Source organism: Ruegeria sp. CDSC079, assembly GCF_059610505.1.
Map to the genome: position 1 here is coordinate 295,265 of NZ_JBXWNT010000006.1, position 15,851 is coordinate 311,115.

The 15,851-nt window shown below is 55.6% G+C and carries 15 protein-coding genes; 10 read left to right on the plus strand and 5 right to left on the minus strand.

Features of this window, described 5'->3' with window-relative positions; all coding sequences use genetic code 11:
• Position 1: 1 nt before the first annotated feature.
• On the minus strand, positions 2-1,144 hold the full coding sequence (locus tag AC2FIC_RS13860; protein ID WP_496691333.1) for an amidohydrolase: 1,143 nt from the start codon (positions 1,142-1,144) through the stop codon (positions 2-4).
• A complete protein-coding gene (gene lipA / locus AC2FIC_RS13865; protein WP_496691334.1) occupies positions 1,141-2,091 on the minus strand; it encodes a lipoyl synthase in 951 nt (316 codons plus the stop codon). The genes AC2FIC_RS13860 and lipA overlap by 4 nt, the downstream gene beginning before the upstream one ends.
• Positions 2,092-2,356: 265 nt before the next feature.
• Between lipA and AC2FIC_RS13870 the strand changes: the two genes are divergently transcribed.
• On the plus strand, positions 2,357-2,905 hold the full coding sequence (locus tag AC2FIC_RS13870) for a peroxiredoxin (protein ID WP_496691335.1): 549 nt from the start codon (positions 2,357-2,359) through the stop codon (positions 2,903-2,905).
• Between the two features lie 46 nt (positions 2,906-2,951).
• Here AC2FIC_RS13870 and AC2FIC_RS13875 read toward each other — a convergent pair whose 3' ends face one another.
• Complete coding sequence (locus AC2FIC_RS13875) at positions 2,952-3,872, minus strand: hydrogen peroxide-inducible genes activator (protein ID WP_496691336.1); 921 nt, start codon at positions 3,870-3,872, stop codon at positions 2,952-2,954.
• 52 nt (positions 3,873-3,924) lie between these two features.
• The gene (locus tag AC2FIC_RS13880; RefSeq protein WP_496691337.1) at positions 3,925-5,031 is read right to left on the minus strand and encodes a DUF6456 domain-containing protein; all 1,107 of its coding nucleotides are present in this window, start codon (positions 5,029-5,031) and stop codon (positions 3,925-3,927) included.
• Positions 5,032-5,272: 241 nt separating this feature from the next.
• Between AC2FIC_RS13880 and AC2FIC_RS13885 the strand changes: the two genes are divergently transcribed.
• A complete protein-coding gene (locus AC2FIC_RS13885) occupies positions 5,273-5,581 on the plus strand; it encodes a DUF6477 family protein (RefSeq protein WP_142634139.1) in 309 nt (102 codons plus the stop codon).
• Here the strand turns inward: AC2FIC_RS13885 and AC2FIC_RS13890 are convergent.
• The gene (locus AC2FIC_RS13890; protein ID WP_142634141.1) at positions 5,574-7,118 is read right to left on the minus strand and encodes a trimethylamine methyltransferase family protein; all 1,545 of its coding nucleotides are present in this window, start codon (positions 7,116-7,118) and stop codon (positions 5,574-5,576) included. The genes AC2FIC_RS13885 and AC2FIC_RS13890 overlap by 8 nt on opposite strands.
• A gap of 277 nt (positions 7,119-7,395) precedes the next feature.
• Between AC2FIC_RS13890 and guaA the strand changes: the two genes are divergently transcribed.
• From guaA to AC2FIC_RS13930, 8 genes are all read left to right on the plus strand, one after another.
• The gene (guaA, locus tag AC2FIC_RS13895) at positions 7,396-8,955 is read left to right on the plus strand and encodes a glutamine-hydrolyzing GMP synthase (protein ID WP_496695267.1); all 1,560 of its coding nucleotides are present in this window, start codon (positions 7,396-7,398) and stop codon (positions 8,953-8,955) included.
• Positions 8,956-9,051: 96 nt separating this feature from the next.
• Positions 9,052-9,951 (plus strand): DMT family transporter, encoded by a 900-nt coding sequence (locus AC2FIC_RS13900; RefSeq protein WP_496709995.1) that lies wholly within the window; start codon positions 9,052-9,054, stop codon positions 9,949-9,951.
• A 125-nt stretch (positions 9,952-10,076) separates the two neighbouring features.
• Positions 10,077-11,201, plus strand: coding sequence for an OmpP1/FadL family transporter (locus AC2FIC_RS13905; RefSeq protein ID WP_496870185.1), 1,125 nt, complete (start codon positions 10,077-10,079; stop codon positions 11,199-11,201).
• Between the two features lie 234 nt (positions 11,202-11,435).
• Positions 11,436-12,308 carry an ATPase gene (locus AC2FIC_RS13910; protein WP_496690639.1) on the plus strand — a complete coding sequence of 291 codons (873 nt, stop codon included), beginning with the start codon at positions 11,436-11,438 and terminating at the stop codon, positions 12,306-12,308.
• Positions 12,309-12,347: 39 nt separating this feature from the next.
• Entirely contained in the window at positions 12,348-13,265 is a 918-nt protein-coding gene (metA, locus tag AC2FIC_RS13915; protein ID WP_496690640.1) for a homoserine O-acetyltransferase MetA, read from the plus strand.
• A gap of 58 nt (positions 13,266-13,323) precedes the next feature.
• Positions 13,324-14,208: an alpha/beta fold hydrolase gene (locus AC2FIC_RS13920; protein ID WP_496788651.1), complete on the plus strand. Its 885-nt coding sequence runs from the start codon at positions 13,324-13,326 to the stop codon at positions 14,206-14,208.
• 49 nt (positions 14,209-14,257) lie between these two features.
• Positions 14,258-15,127 carry a polyphosphate kinase 2 gene (ppk2, locus tag AC2FIC_RS13925; RefSeq protein WP_281994702.1) on the plus strand — a complete coding sequence of 290 codons (870 nt, stop codon included), beginning with the start codon at positions 14,258-14,260 and terminating at the stop codon, positions 15,125-15,127.
• A 104-nt stretch (positions 15,128-15,231) separates the two neighbouring features.
• Positions 15,232-15,846 (plus strand): TetR/AcrR family transcriptional regulator, encoded by a 615-nt coding sequence (locus tag AC2FIC_RS13930; RefSeq protein ID WP_142634158.1) that lies wholly within the window; start codon positions 15,232-15,234, stop codon positions 15,844-15,846.
• Positions 15,847-15,851: the final 5 nt, after the last annotated feature.

Below are 15,851 nucleotides of genomic sequence, written 5' to 3' on the forward strand. Positions count from 1 at the left end.
TTCAGCCATTAAGTGATCGAATTGCGGCAACAAATACGTCTACTCCTACCGGGATAAGTGCGTCTGGGAAATCATAGTCAGGGTTATGCAATTGCGGATGATCCTGCCCCGACCCCAGCCAGAACATGGCCGTTTTTGCGCCTTTCCCAAATTGCCCGAAATCTTCTGAGAACTTTTGCGGCGTCTTTGTTGAATGGCACGGTACTCCACGCTCGGCGCAGGCCGTTGCGATGATGCTCACCGCGTCGCTGTGATTGACGCAGGCCTCGAAGACATCGTCATAGGTGATCTCAACCTCCAGACTGTCGGCGGATGCGGCGCGGCGCGCCAGTGCCTCGGCCTCGGTCATCAGCGTCTGCATCCGGGCATCTGAAACGGTGCGCAAGGTTACCCAGATCTCGGCCTGTCCCGGAGCGACGCCGAAAGTCGGCTCTCCCAAACGGGCATGCGTCACAGTTGTCAGCGCAAAATCGGCATCCAACGCGCCGCCTGCGCCTAAACTCGCCAGCTTCGAAACCAGTTCGGACATCGCCTCAGCCGGGGAAATCCCATCCTGAGGCGCAGCCGCATGGGACGTCTTGCCGGTCAGGATGATTTTCATCCCGCGCGAGGCGCAGTTAGCCGAACTCTGACACAACTCAACAGCGCCAAGTTCCAACCCCGGCAGGTTGTGCAGAGAGAACACGTAGTCCGGCGCGATCTTCGCGAATTGAGGGTCCGCGCGAAAGGCGATGGCGCCCCGCCCGGTTTCTTCAGCCGGTTGAAAGATCAAAACCACCCGACCCTTTTGGGGTCGGTGACGCGCCAGGTCTTCGGCAACGCCAAGCACCATCGCCATGTGCCCATCATGGCCACACAGATGCCCTTTGCCCGAAACCTTCGACACATATAGGTGCGTGCCAAGTTCTTGAATCGGCAGCCCATCCAATTCGCACCGGATACCAACGGTTGGCCCAGCCTGCCCACTGTCAAAAACCGCGGCAACGCCATGCCCTCCCAGTCCGGTAAGCACATGGTCCGCACCGAACCCCCCCAAAAGATCTGTTATGCGGGCAGCGGTCTCACGCTCGTGCCCGGATAGTTCGGGATATTGATGCAGGTCGTGGCGCAGGCGTGTCAGCCGCGCGTACGTTTCGGGTGTCACCCCTGTTCCAGCTTTTTCTGGCGAGCCTCACGCAACCGGGCAAAGTCATCCCCCGCGTGGTAAGACGACCGGGTCAGTGGTGTCGCGGACACCATCAGGAACCCTTTGCCATAAGCTGCCTTTTCATAGGATGCGAATTCTTCCGGCGTTACGAACCGATCGACTCCGTGGTGTTTGGGCGTGGGCTGCAGATATTGACCGATGGTCAGGAAATCAATTTCAGCGGCGCGCATATCATCCATGACCTGCCGGACCTGCTGACCATCCTCACCCAAACCAACCATGATCCCGGATTTGGTAAAGACCGACGGATCCAGCTCTTTCACGCGCTGCAATAGACGCAAAGAGTGGAAATACCGCGCGCCCGGGCGCACTTCGGGATAGAGGCCGGGTACGGTTTCAAGATTATGGTTAAAGACGTCTGGCTTTGCCTCAACGACAACCTCTAGAACGGACGGCTCGCACTTCAGAAAGTCAGGCGTCAGTATTTCAATCGTCGTACCCGGAGACCGGTGACGCACGGCGCGAATGGTCTGCGCAAAATGCTCTGCCCCGCCATCTGCAAGGTCATCGCGGTCGACAGAGGTGATGACCACATGGTTCAACCCCAGCTTTTCAACCGCATGAGCAACGCGACCCGGTTCAAACGCATCCAGCGAATCCGGGCGACCGGTGGCGATGTTGCAAAAGGTACAGCCGCGAGTACAAATCTCGCCCATGATCATCATGGTCGCGTGGCCCTGGCTCCAACATTCACCGACATTGGGGCATCCGGCTTCTTCGCAGACCGTAACCAGATTGTTGTCACGCATGATCTTGCGCGTGTCGGCATAACCCTGACCACCGGGCGCTTTGACGCGTATCCAACTGGGCTTTTTCGGCTGCGAATTGTCGGGCCGATGAGCCTTTTCTGGGTGTCTTTGTTCGGGAATGTTCAGATCGCGCACGGCCTGTCTTTCTGACTTTGGGTCAATTCGGTTTACCCATAACATAAACTGACCTCTGCTATTACACCACCCATGCATAGCCGCTATGCATCAGGGTGAAAGACTTTGACGTCTCAGGGACAAAATTCTAAATAATTTCCTATGATTAACTGCTACTTACGCGTTCATGGGTCGATTCTGACGCAGCTGGAACATCGGCCATTGAAGCCGATTTAGAATCCTTTTAAGTCCACGAAAACCGCATGTGATTCACAGGAGTTCGATCATGAAATCTGGCGCCAAACTGCCCGAAGTGACCTTTCACACCCGCGTCCGCGACGCCGCAATCGAGGGACCAAACCCGTTCCGCTGGGAAGACAAAACCACGGCGGATTACTTCTCGGGCAAGCGCGTAATTCTGTTCTCGCTGCCGGGCGCATTCACCCCGACATGCTCGACCTATCAGCTGCCTGGTTTCGAAAACGGATACGCAGATTTCCAGGCCGCTGGGGTCGATGAGATTTACTGCATGTCCGTGAACGACAGCTTTGTCATGAACAAATGGGCACAGGATCAGGGCCTGAAAAACGTCAAAGTCATCCCTGATGGCTCGGGCGAGTTCACACGCAAAATGGGTATGTTGGTCGACAAGGACAATCTGGGTTTTGGTATGCGGTCCTGGCGCTATGCGGCCATCATCAATGACGGCGTCGTCGAAGCCTGGTTCGAAGAGCCCGGACTGATGGATAACTGCCCCGAGGACCCCTATGGCGTTTCGTCACCGGAAAACCTGATGAAACATCTAAACGAAGTCAAAGAGCCGGAACTGGCTTGAGTTCGTCCTCAACAGAAAAGCCCGCTTCAGGCGGGCTTTTTTGTGACTAGCGCGTTTGCGTGACAATGCTCTCGCCGACGGTGCGAATGGTATCCGCCAGGCTTTCGAACCAATCTTCCTGCGAGGTAGAAGATCGACGAACTAGCCCCACTGTCCTTGCCGGCTGCGGCGAGGCAAATCGCATCAGCTCAAGACCCGGTACCGCGTCGGATTCGGAACGGGCGGCAAGCTCTGGCATGAGCGTCAATCCAAACCCTTCGGCAACCAAACGGGATAATGTCGCCAAAGACGAGGCACCCATGTTAATCAGACCGCTGCTGCGGTCCTGACCACAAACCTCCAGGGCCTGATCCGTCAGGCAGTGCCCATCATCCAGTAGCATAAGCTGTGCATTTTGAAGGTCCAAAGGGCGCAAACGCTCTGTATCGCTGGAAAAATTGCGCAACCGTGCCGAACTTCCAGCCAATAAGAACCGATCCTCGAACAAGGGAAGTTCGAACAATTCGCTTCCCCCGGAGGGCAGCGCGACCACACCTGCGTCGATCTCACCAGCGCGCAGCATCGTCAACAGGCGCTCTGTCCGCGCTTCGCGTATCTGCACTCTCAAAGAAACATCGGCCGCCCTTAACCCCGCCAGAACACCTGGCAGAACATAGGGCGCAATCGTCGGGATTATTCCGATCGACAAAGACCGATGCCCGCTTGAGTGATCCTTGGCAAATTGGTCGAGCCTGTCCGAGGCACCAAGTATCTGACGTGCATATTCAAGCACATCCCGCCCCAAAGGGGTAAGCAATATGTCACGGGCCTTACGCTCGAACAGGGCAGCACCGAGGGTCTCTTCTAACGCCTTGATCTGAACCGATAATGCCGGTTGCGAAACGTTACACATCTGCGCCGCCCGCCCAAAGTTGCGCTGCTGCGCAACGGCGTTAAAGTATAGGAGCTGTCGAAGGGTAAAGTTCATAACCCCTAGCTATCACTCCACCCTGAAACCGCAACCAAAACCGATCAAAGTGTTATCCGATCATACGGCTTCGCTCTTCCTGATCCTGGTAGTGACGTTTCAGGCGCTGTAATGCGATACGCAAAACGATTTTGCCGGACCGCGCTGACCACCCCATTCGCTTTTCCGCCAATTCCAACCCCTCCAGATAGCAACAGCAGCGCAAAGCCACGTCGCTCAGCCCCGGTCCAAGGTCAGACAATGCACGCTCTACGCGGTCGCGCGCTTCTGAAGAACCCCGGTTGCCAGTGTCGTCGCTTCCAAAACTTCCGCGCCCACCGGCAGTCAGGAAATGGTCCCAGTTCTGTGCAACCTGAGGTCCGATCTGAGCCAGTTCAAAATCCTCACGTAGGCGCTCTCCTGCCCCGACAAGTGCTTCATCTAAAAACGGCTTTCCATCCCGGTCCCGGCGTCTGGCCAGCGCGATAAGCGGGCTTTCCGCGGCGCTATAGCGCATTCTTCTGGAACGTTCTGGATAGGCGCGATTTGTCGTCGCGTGAGAGGGCGCCCCATGAAACGAAGCAGGCGCGTCTGCCATTCCATGTTCGTTTCGAGACCTTGCCTGGTTCTCGAAGTCGGCCATTAACTGGCTCAGTGCCGTACGGCCCGCGCTGGTAATCCGGTAGCGCGATATCCGGCCTGGGTTGTCGCAGGAAATCCAATCCTTCAACGCCAATGCCTGTGCGATCCTGCAATCAACCACTGCAGTCCTGGTCGCGGCGGCGTCGCCGGTATCGCGCACCACCACTGCTTTGTTCATTTCTTCAGCGACAGCCAGGACCGAACCGGTCTCACACAGTCTGCGCAGTACCCTTAGGGCCTCGTGGTTGAATTCCTCTTCTTTTTCGACGTGTGAATCATGACTGAACGCTGAAACCGTGCGATCAGAAACATCATTGACCGAAAAATGTTCTTCGGCCAACGACTGCAAAGCCGCATCCACCAATGGATCGTCACGGCGCATCTCAATTCGGCGGATTTGTCTAAGAATGGTCGAAGCATGGCACCCCGCAGATCGCGCAATATCGCGGATCGACTGGCCGGTTTCTGTGTGGGCCAGGTATCGTTGTGCCCCCTCAGGTACCCAAGCCGGAATGGTGAAAGCCATGTTGTTTTCCATAGTTCTGTGCCCTCATCGACGAAACAATCTGTTCTCTATCGCCCCCGGTGACTTTGTTAACCAATTCTAACTAGAGTCGCTTTCGTTACTCGTTCGTTAACTGCCGGAGGTGAAGACCAGATTTCATTCAAATTCATAAACACTCATGAAGCGTGAGTTCGGGGAGAACCCGATTAAGGCAACACCCGCTTAGGTTGTGTAACAAATGGGCCAACGTTAATCCGACAAGTGGAGCCCAAATATGCAGGACCTGATGACCATGATTTCCGCCCTCCGCCGCCCCCGCCTATTGGCACGGGCAGCCAAGCACGGGGCGCAGGACTATGATCGGGACCGCCACCTGCAACGCATACTTGGGTACGGATCGCTGCCTGGGTCGGGCGCGGCGCTGATGCGTTTGATGGATATTGAACGAGAGGTTAACGCGCAGAGACTGGCAGAAGATGCAGGCTATTCGCTGGTCCGTCATTTGGACCTTCTGATCGCGCTATTGGGTGAGGCGCAGCTGTACAAAGCCAGCCGCGCCTCACAGTTTTCAGTTATCAGCTGAAAGCGTCCGGCATAGAGGCCTTTTTCTTTTCAACATATTCGGTCAAAGCGCTGTGAATTCCCGGGTCGAGTTCCGGTTGCTTGTAGTTGGCAATCAAATGCTCGACCCGAGACGAGGCCAACTGCCGCGTATCGCGCGCGCCCTCGTCTTCCCAGGTTTCGTAAGGTTTGTAGTCCAGCAGGTCGGACTTCCAGAACGCCTCTTTGAAGTTTGCCTGCGTATGGGCACATCCCAGATAGTGGCCACCCGGGCCGACCTCGCGGATTGCGTCCATGGCCTGAGCGTTCTCATCATAGGCCACACCCTTGGCCAGACCGTGCAGAACGCCAAGTTGATCTGCGTCCATGACGAACTTTTCAAAGTCCGCAACCAGGCCGCCTTCAAGCCAGCCGCAGGAATGCAGCATGAAGTTCACACCCGCCATCAGCCCCATGTTCAGCGAGTTCGCGGTCTCATAAGCGGCCTGCGCATCGGGCAGTTTCGAGCCACAGAACGACCCGGCTGAGCGGAACGGCAGACCCAGACGCCGCGCCAGCTGTCCCGCGCCATAGGTAACCATTGACGCCTCGGGTGTGCCAAAGGTTGGCGCGCCTGAGTTCATGTCGATCGACGAAACGAAAGCACCAAAGATAGCAGGCGCTCCCGGGCGGATGATCTGACTGTACGCGACACCGGCCAAAACTTCGGCCAGAACCTGTGTCAATGTCCCCGCTATCGAAACCGGCGCCATCGCACCACCGACGATGAACGGCGAGATGATGCAGGCCTGATTATTCCTGGCGTAGACTTCCAGCGACCCCATCATCACATCGTCGAAGGTCATCGGCGAGTTGATGTTGGTCAGCGAAGTCATGACCGTGTTTTCCTGAACAAACTCTTTGCCGAACAGGATCTCACACATTTCCACTGAATCCTGAGCGCGGCTGGGATCGGTGACCGAGCCCATGAATGGCTTGTCCGATAAGGTCATATGCGCCATCAGCATGTCCAGGTGACGCTTGTTCACCGGAACGTCTGTGGGTTCGCACACAGTACCGCCCGAGTGGTGCAGCCACTTTGACATGTAAGCCAGTTTCACGAACTTGTTGAAATCGTCCATGGTCGCATAGCGACGGCCACCTTGCGCATCACGCACGAACGGAGGGCCATAGACCGGCGCCAGAACCAGATTGCGACCGCCGATGACCACGGACTTTTCAGGGTTTCTTGCGTGCTGCGTGAACTCGCTTGGCGCAGTTTTGATCAACTCGCGCGCAAGGCCGCGTGGGATGCGCACCCGTTCGCCATCCACATCGGCGCCCGCGTCTTTCCAACGTTCCAGCGCCGCAGGGTTGTCGACAAAATTGACGCCGACTTCGGCCAGAAGCGTTTCCGCATTTGTTTCGATGATCTGCAACGCTTCTTCGTTGAGAACCTCGAAATTCGGAATATTGCGTTCGATGTACTTTGCGGTCTCGATACGAACCGCTGTACGTTCGGCCCGGCGGGCAGCGCCACCGCCACCTCTCGCCCTGCGCCGGGTGTTTGCCTCTGTCATGAGAAAATCCCGTATCAGTTGTTGAATTTACATGTGTGTTACAGGAACCCGCCGCAATGGCAGTCGTGGATAACGGCGCTATAGGGGAAAAAGCGACAAAATGTCGGGGACAACCGCCACAAAATGACCCAGCACATGTTTTTGAAGTCGCGCGGCTCTTCGTCATTCGCTTCGGGACCGTCCACCAGACAAGCTGGCCCTAACCGCGACCAACTGGCGTGTCTATACCACTTGAAATCCCTTGCGCTTATCATCTTCGCAACCTAGTAGCAGACCCATGACCCAAGACACCCATGACCGCCTTCTGATCATCGACTTCGGCAGCCAGGTAACGCAACTGATTGCGCGCCGCCTGCGTGAGCTGAATGTTTATTGTGAAATCCATCCTTATCAGAATGTTACGACGGACTTTGTTCGGAAAATGGCCCCAAAGGCCGTTATTTTCTCGGGCGGTCCCGATAGCGTGACACGAGAAGGGTCTCCGCGGGTCCCGCAGGAAATCTTTGACATTGGCGTTCCTATCCTTGGTATCTGCTATGGGCAGCAAGTGATGATGCACCAGTTGGGTGGCAAGGTCGAAAGCGGCCATGGCACCGCAGAGTTCGGCCGCGCCTTTGTGACCCCTAAAGGCCAACTGGATATTCTCGATGGCTGGTTCACCGACGGCGATGAACAGGTCTGGATGAGTCACGGCGACCATGTCAGTGAAATCGCGCCGGGGTTTCAGGTTTATGGCACCTCGCCCAACGCACCGTTTGCGATCACCGCAGACACGTCCCGCCATTTTTATGCAGTTCAGTTCCATCCCGAGGTGCACCACACACCAAAGGGCGCCAAGCTTTATGAGAATTTTGTAAAGCTCGCCGGATTCAGCGGCGATTGGACCATGGGTGCCTATCGCGAGCAGATGATCGCGACGATCCGCGAACAAGTGGGCGATAAACAAGTGATTTGCGGTCTGTCCGGAGGTGTCGATAGTTCGGTCGCGGCGATCCTGATCCACGAGGCGATTGGCGACCAGCTGACCTGTGTGTTCGTTGATCACGGCCTGTTGCGCAAGAACGAGGCTGACGAAGTCGTCGGCATGTTCCGCGACAACTATAATATTCGGCTGATCCACGCGGATGAAAGCGATCTGTTCCTAGGTGAGCTTGAGGGGCAAAGCGACCCGGAAACCAAGCGCAAGATAATTGGCAAGCTGTTCATCGACGTGTTCCAGAAACATGCCGACACGATCGACGGGGCGGAATTCCTGGCCCAAGGTACCCTCTACCCTGATGTGATCGAATCCGTTTCGTTCTCGGGCGGGCCTTCGGTCACGATCAAAAGCCACCACAATGTTGGTGGTCTGCCAGAGAAAATGGGCCTGAAACTGGTCGAGCCGCTGCGCGAACTGTTCAAGGACGAGGTCCGCGCATTGGGACGCGAGCTGGGTCTGCCCCAAAGCTTTATCGGCCGCCACCCCTTCCCCGGCCCTGGTCTGGCAATCCGTTGCCCCGGTGAAATCACCCGCGAAAAACTAGATATCCTGCGCGAAGCCGATGCGATCTATATCGACCAGATTCGCAGACACGGGCTTTATGATGATATCTGGCAGGCCTTCGTGGCGATCCTGCCGGTTCGAACCGTCGGTGTCATGGGCGATGGCCGCACGTACGACTATGCCTGCGCCCTGCGGGCAGTTACCTCAGTCGACGGAATGACCGCCGACTATTACCCGTTCAGTCATGAATTCCTGGGCGAAACCGCCACCCGGATCATCAATGAGGTCAAAGGCATCAACCGATGCACCTATGACATCACGTCGAAGCCTCCGGGCACAATCGAGTGGGAATGAAAACAAGCCGGGCCAGTGCCCGGCTTTTTTGTTTCTGCGACACAAATATTTAGTTACCAATCAACATCGTAGAACTCCTAATGCGCGGGCAACTCAATGGAAAGCAGCAAACCCCAAATCGGCAAAGCCGCGCTGTGGATGATCGGGGCGATCGCATCCTTTACGTCTATGGCCGTGGCCGGACGTGAGCTGAGCGTCACCCATGACACCTTTGAGATCATGTTTTATCGCAGCCTAGTCGGCATGTGCGTGGTCAGCCTAGTTCTGACGGTTACGGGAAAGTGGCATCAGGTATCGACCGAACGGATTGGCCTTCACGGGGTAAGAAATACCCTGCATTTCACCGGTCAGAATCTCTGGTTCTACGCTGTTTCCGTGGCACCACTGGCACAGGTTTTTGCACTTGAGTTTACGCAACCGATCTGGGTGATCCTGATGTCCCCGATGCTGCTGGCCGAGCGGTTGACAGTCGTGCGGGTCCTTTCAGCACTTATCGGTTTTGCTGGTATCCTTATAGTCGCACGACCGGGGGCTGTTCCGTTAAGCGCAGGAATTGTCGCCGCTGCGATGTCGGCGGTGTTCTTCGCTTTGACTACAATTTCCACCAAAAAACTCACGCGTTCTGCAAGCATCGGGTGCATCATGTTCTGGCTGACCGTTATACAGGCTGGTCTTGGGCTGGCAGCCTCTGCGATCGACGGAGAACTTGCGTTACCAACGATGGCAACCGCGCCTTGGCTTTTGCTTGTAGGGCTTGCAGGCCTATTAGCGCATTTCTGCATTACGAATGCACTCTCAATCGCACCGGCTACGGTTGTGATCCCATTCGATTTTGCGCGCCTTCCTACAATCGCGATTGTCGGTATGCTTTTCTATCATGAGGCTCTCGATCAGTGGACGCTCGTGGGGGCTGCTGTCATTTTTGTGGGTATCTTCCTCAATGTTCAGTCGGAAAACCGTAACAGTTTAGCAACAGATTCTCGCAACACTCACTAAGGGTAACGTTCAGTCACCCGTTGACCAGCTATTGTAGAGAGAGTGAAATCCACCTGTAAGAATAACTCGGTTGTGCGCAGACACCACAAATTCGCGCAACTTAGCGATATAATTGGGAGGAATGGATGAAGAAGACGCTTCTACAGGCGTGTGCTTTGTGCGTGGGCGCAACAAGCATTCAAGCCGGTGGTCTGGACCGTAGTGGACAGGGAATCAATATCATTTTCGAAGAGGGATCCGTGGTCCAACTTCGTCTTGGATATGCGTCACCCGACGTAAGCGGTGAACAAAATGGCGTAGAATCAGGTGATGTGTCGAATGCTTTCTTCTCACCGGGACTGGCTTACAAACGTTCATTTACTGACAAACTGGACTTTGCGCTGATCTATGACGAACCATTCGGTGCGGATATTGGGTATTCCGCCGACTATCCCCTGTCGCAGAATCCAACTGCAGCGTTTGGAGGACGCAGCGGGATTCTGAGGGCCAGCGCTGATGTCGACTCCCTCACCGCATTGCTGCGCTACAAGCTTGACGGTGGCTTCAGCGCCATTGGCGGGATTCGCGCGCAGCGTGCTAGCGCAAAAGTCGTTGTACCGGCAGCAGCCGGATACGAATTTGACGCGGATGCCGATACTGACTTTGGTTATCTCGTCGGGGTTTCCTGGGAAAAACCTGAAATCGCAGCTCGGGTTTCGCTGGTCTACAACTCCAAGATCACTCACGATCTGTCGTCGACAGAGTCGTTCAACGTAGTGCCGCCCGTCCCCGCCGGGTTGCAAACAATCGATGACGCGACCAGGGTCGAGACACCGCAATCCATCAACCTGGATTTCCAGACCGGGGTTGCCCCAAAAACGCTGGTGTTCGGATCGATCCGCTGGGTTGACTGGCCTCAGACAGTCGTGGCACCTGCCGCCTATGTCGGGATCGTTGGGGACAACCTCGTCGACTTTGACGACGACACATTCACCTATACTCTTGGAATGGGATATCAGTTCTCAGAGGCTTTTTCTGGTGCGATATCGACATCTTACGAAAAGTCGAATGGTACCGAAGTATCAAACTTGGGGCCGACTGACGGTTTCTGGAGCATTGGCGTAGGCGGTACTTACACCGTGGAAAATGCTCAGATCTCGGGCGGTGTCCGTTATACGGACATTGGCGATGCGACAACCACCACGGGTGGTGAATTCAGCGGCAACTCTGCCTGGAGCGTCGGCCTTCAGTTGACCTACTCTCTGAACTGATCAGCGACAAAACCGATCTCCAAGGCTCCGCCCTCCGGCGGAGCCTTTTTTGCATAGATCCGCATGATCACGAATTGAGATGATGCGGTCCTGCGTGGCAAGGAACAGATATCTACTCCCATTCTGGCATAACGAAACCTGTGCCCAAGACTGTTGGTTCTAAACAACCGCTGCACGCGCGATTGACGCCGCCCCCCGCCCGTTTTAGCAAGGTCGGAAAAGGGATAGTGGACAATGATCTACAACTCGGCAAATGACTGGCGGGAAGCCGCGCGCAAAAAGGTGCTGTTTTTTGGCATGTCAGGCCTGGGAAAGACCTATGTGTCCAACGTTCTGCGCGATTCCGGGGACTGGTTCCACTATTCGGTCGATTACCGGATCGGCACGCGATACATGGGCGAGTATATCATCGACAACGCCAAGGCCGAGGCCATGAAGGTCCCTTTCCTGCGTGACCTGCTGTTGTCTGATTCCATTTACATCGGATCAAATATCTCGTTCGAGAACTTGACCCCTGTCGCCGCTTATCTGGGAAAACCGGGCAACCCGGCACAGGGCGGCATGAAGCTGACAGAGTATAAACGCCGTCAGGAACAATTCCGTTTGGCAGAAATCCACGCTCTGCTGGATACCGAGTATTTCGTGGATCGGGCGCAGAGATTGTACCAATACCCGCATTTCATTTGCGATACTGGCGGTTCGATATGCGAATGGGTTGACCCCAATGATCCGCGGGATCAGGTCCTGACTGAGCTGTCGCGCCACACGCTGATGATTTGGATCAAAGGTGATGACGACCACACGTCCGAGCTGGTCAGGCGCTTTGACCGTGCGCCCAAGCCCATGTCCTATCAGCCCGAATTCCTGACACGTGTCTGGGACGAATATCTGACCCAACAGGGCTGTTCCGCCGAACAGGTCGATCCCAACGCCTTCATTCGTTGGACCTATGCCAAAGCTCTTGCGCACCGGCAACCGAGATACAGGGCGATGGCCGACAACTGGGGTCTGACGATCGCTGCCAGCGACATGCACAGTATTCGCGACGACGGTGATTTCGATGAGTTGATCGAACGTGCACTTGAGACCCGGCCAAAGCGCGATTAACTACGGCACTTACACACTCAAACCAAAGGCTTGCATCCGATGCCGATCAAGATTCCCTCTGACCTGCCCGCATATGACGTTCTCACCAATGAGGGCGTCATGGTCATGTCCGAGGATCAGGCAATGCGTCAGGATATTCGCCCCCTTCGGATTGGGTTGCTGAATCTGATGCCCAAGAAGATTCAGACCGAAAACCAGTTCGCGCGACTCATCGGTGCAACCCCTCTGCAGATCGACCTGTCGCTGATCCGTATGACCGAACATCGGACCAAGAACACCGCAGCCGAGCATATGGCCGAGTTCTACCGCCCGTTTCAGGAGGTAAGGGACCGAAAATTTGACGGCCTGATCATCACCGGCGCCCCGATCGAACATCTTGAATTCGAGGATGTCACCTATTGGGAAGAGATCAGCGAAGTATTTGACTGGACCCAGACAAATGTCCATTCGACCTTTGGCGTGTGCTGGGGCGGAATGGCGATGATCAACCATTTCCATGGGGTGCGTAAGCATATGTTGGACGCCAAGGCTTTCGGATGTTTCCGGCACCGCAATCTGGCTCCCTCCTCACCGTTTCTGCGCGGGTTTTCCGATGATTGCGTAATCCCGGTCAGCCGGTGGACCGAGATGAAGCAGGCCGAAATCGACAGCGCTACGGGCCTGACCACCTTGCTGGGTAGTGATGAGGCAGGCCCCTGCTTAGTCGAAGATAAGGACCATCGTGCGATTTATATCTTTAACCACTTTGAATATGACAGTGATACGCTCAAGCAGGAATATGATCGCGATATCGACAACGGCACACCGATAAACGTGCCGATGAACTACTATCCAGACGACGACCCCTCGCGCCAGCCTCAGAACAGATGGCGCAGCCATGCGCACCTGCTCTATGGCAACTGGATTAACGAAATCTATCAGACAACACCGTTCGATATGGATCAAATTGGTTCTTAAAACCATCATAGCTCTTGCCCTGCTGATTGCTGGCCTAGCCACCGTAACAACTTGGCGCGTGTCACGGAACGAAGCTGTAGCCGAGGCCAGTTTCCCACCCGAGGGTCAGCTGATCGACGTCGATGGAGTCAGCGTTCATGCCGTAGTCATGGGGCACGGGCCCGATGTCGTGCTGATCCACGGGTCCAGTGGCAACACTCGGGACATGACTTTTGCCCTCGCACCAATTCTGGCAGAAGATTTCCGTGTCATTGTTTTTGACCGGCCCGGACTGGGGTATTCCGACAGCTTCAATCCGGACGGAGAAACCCTTGAAGAACAAGCCGAAATCCTACGCCGTGCAGCTGTCAAGCTGGGCGCGGACAAACCCATTGTTGCAGGGCAAAGCTATGGCGGGTCGGTGTCGCTGGCCTGGGCGGTTACACAGCCCGAACACATCTCGGCGCTGGTGTTGATTGCCCCCGCCGCGATCCCTTGGGAAACGCCGCTGGATGGTTTCAACCGAATGGCCGCGACCAAGCCCGGAAACGCGCTTGTGCTGCCGTTGATCAACGCCTTTGTCCCCGATTGGTATGTCGAGCAGGCCCTAGACGGTGTCTTTTCCCCCCAAACTGCACCCGAAGGCTATGCCGAACATTTCGGCCCCGGGCTGACCATGCGCCCGGCTTCGATGCATGCCAACGCAATGCAACGCGCCAATCTGTTGGACGAAGTTCGTGCGCTGCAGCCGCGCTATAAGAATATTTCGGTCCCGACCGAAGTTGTGCATGGCACCGCCGACACAACGGTCGGGTTGGAATGGCATGCGGAACCCCTGATCGACCAAATCCCCGGCGCTGAACTGATCGAATTGCCGGGAATTGGCCATATGCCACAGATCGTTGCCGCACCCGAAGTAGCGGCCGCAATCATCCGGGCTGCTCAGCGGGCGGGTTTGCGTTAATTCCGAGGCTAATCCATAGTAAGATATGGATTTTATCGCGAGGTGACTCATGACACGAACTGGCAAAGGCACCATCGAGGAATATTACAAAAAACGTGCACCAGAAGAAGTCCGGAACGAGATCAAAGAGGCCGATAAGGATGACATTCTGAACCCTACATACCCCTATGACGAACGCATGAAGCGTAAGGCGTATGAGAAACAAATGCAGTCCCTGCAGATCGAGCTTGTGAAAATGCAGCTTTGGGTGAAGGAAACCGGCCAGCGTGTCGCTGTTATCTTCGAAGGCCGTGATGCCGCTGGAAAAGGCGGGACAATCAAGCGGTTCCGTGAGAACCTGAACCCGCGTGGGGCCCGGAACGTTGCGCTCAGCAAGCCATCGGATCAAGAGCGCAGCCAATGGTATTTTCAGCGCTATATCCCACATCTGCCCGCAGCCGGAGAAATCGTGTTCTTTGACCGCAGCTGGTATAACCGCGGCGTGGTGGAAAATGTGTTTGGGTTCTGCAACACAGAACAGCGTGAACGCTTCTTCCGACAGGTTCTGCCGTTAGAGACCGGCCTGTGTGACGATGGTATCCGCTTGTTCAAGTTCTGGTTGAACGTCGGACGGGCCGAGCAGTTGAACCGGTTTCTTGCGCGCGAAACGGACCCATTGAAACACTGGAAACTAAGCCCAATCGATATCGCTGGTTTGGACAAATGGGATGAATACTCTGCTTCGATTTCCGAAACCCTTACACGCAGTCACAGCGAAGCCTGCCCCTGGACCATAGTTCGTTCCGACGACAAGAAACGGGCAAGGCTGGCAGCAATCCGAACCGTGCTTCATGCGCTGGACTATGATGAAAAGGACAAAAATGCGATTGGCGATATCGACACCAAGATATGTGGCGGGCCAGATATCTGGGATGCCTGATCTTTCTTGCCGGCCAATATCATCACAAAGATTGGACGAATACGTGCTACCGGTTTATGTCTTAGTTCCTCAAGAATTGTACAAAAAAGGCGTCTGAATCAGGGATGACAAAACGCGGGTATCACCACGGCAACCTGAAACAGGCTCTGATCGACGCAGCTCTGTCCCTGATCGAGGAAAAGGGTCCGACCGGGTTCACCCTGTCAGAGGCTGCAAAAGCGGCAGGCGTCACGCCTGCAGCTGTTTATCGCCACTATCACGGGCGCGAGGACCTGATCGCCGAGGCGGCGCGTCAGGGGTTCGAGATGTTCGCCGATCTAATTCAATTCGCTTATGACAAAGGCCAGCCTTCGGCGCTGGCTGCATTCGAAGCAACCGGGCGAGCCTATCTGGCCTTTGCTCGCAAGAATCCTGGCCACTATATCGCGATGTTCGAAAGTGGGATTTCCGTCAACCGCACCCCAGAACTTGCCCTGGCTGCAAACCGGGCCAGAGATGTTCTAGAAAAAGCTGCAGCCGATCTGTCGCAACATATTCCGCCGGAAAAACGTCCGCCGGCTTCAATGTTCAGCGCACATATCTGGGCGCTGAGTCACGGTGTAGTCGAATTGTTTGCCCGTAACACCGGCGCCACCGCACCCTTCCCGCCCGAAGATCTTTTGGAAACGGGGATCGGTATTTATCTGCGGGGACTAGGGCTGGTGCCTCCGGACGAATAAGGCCG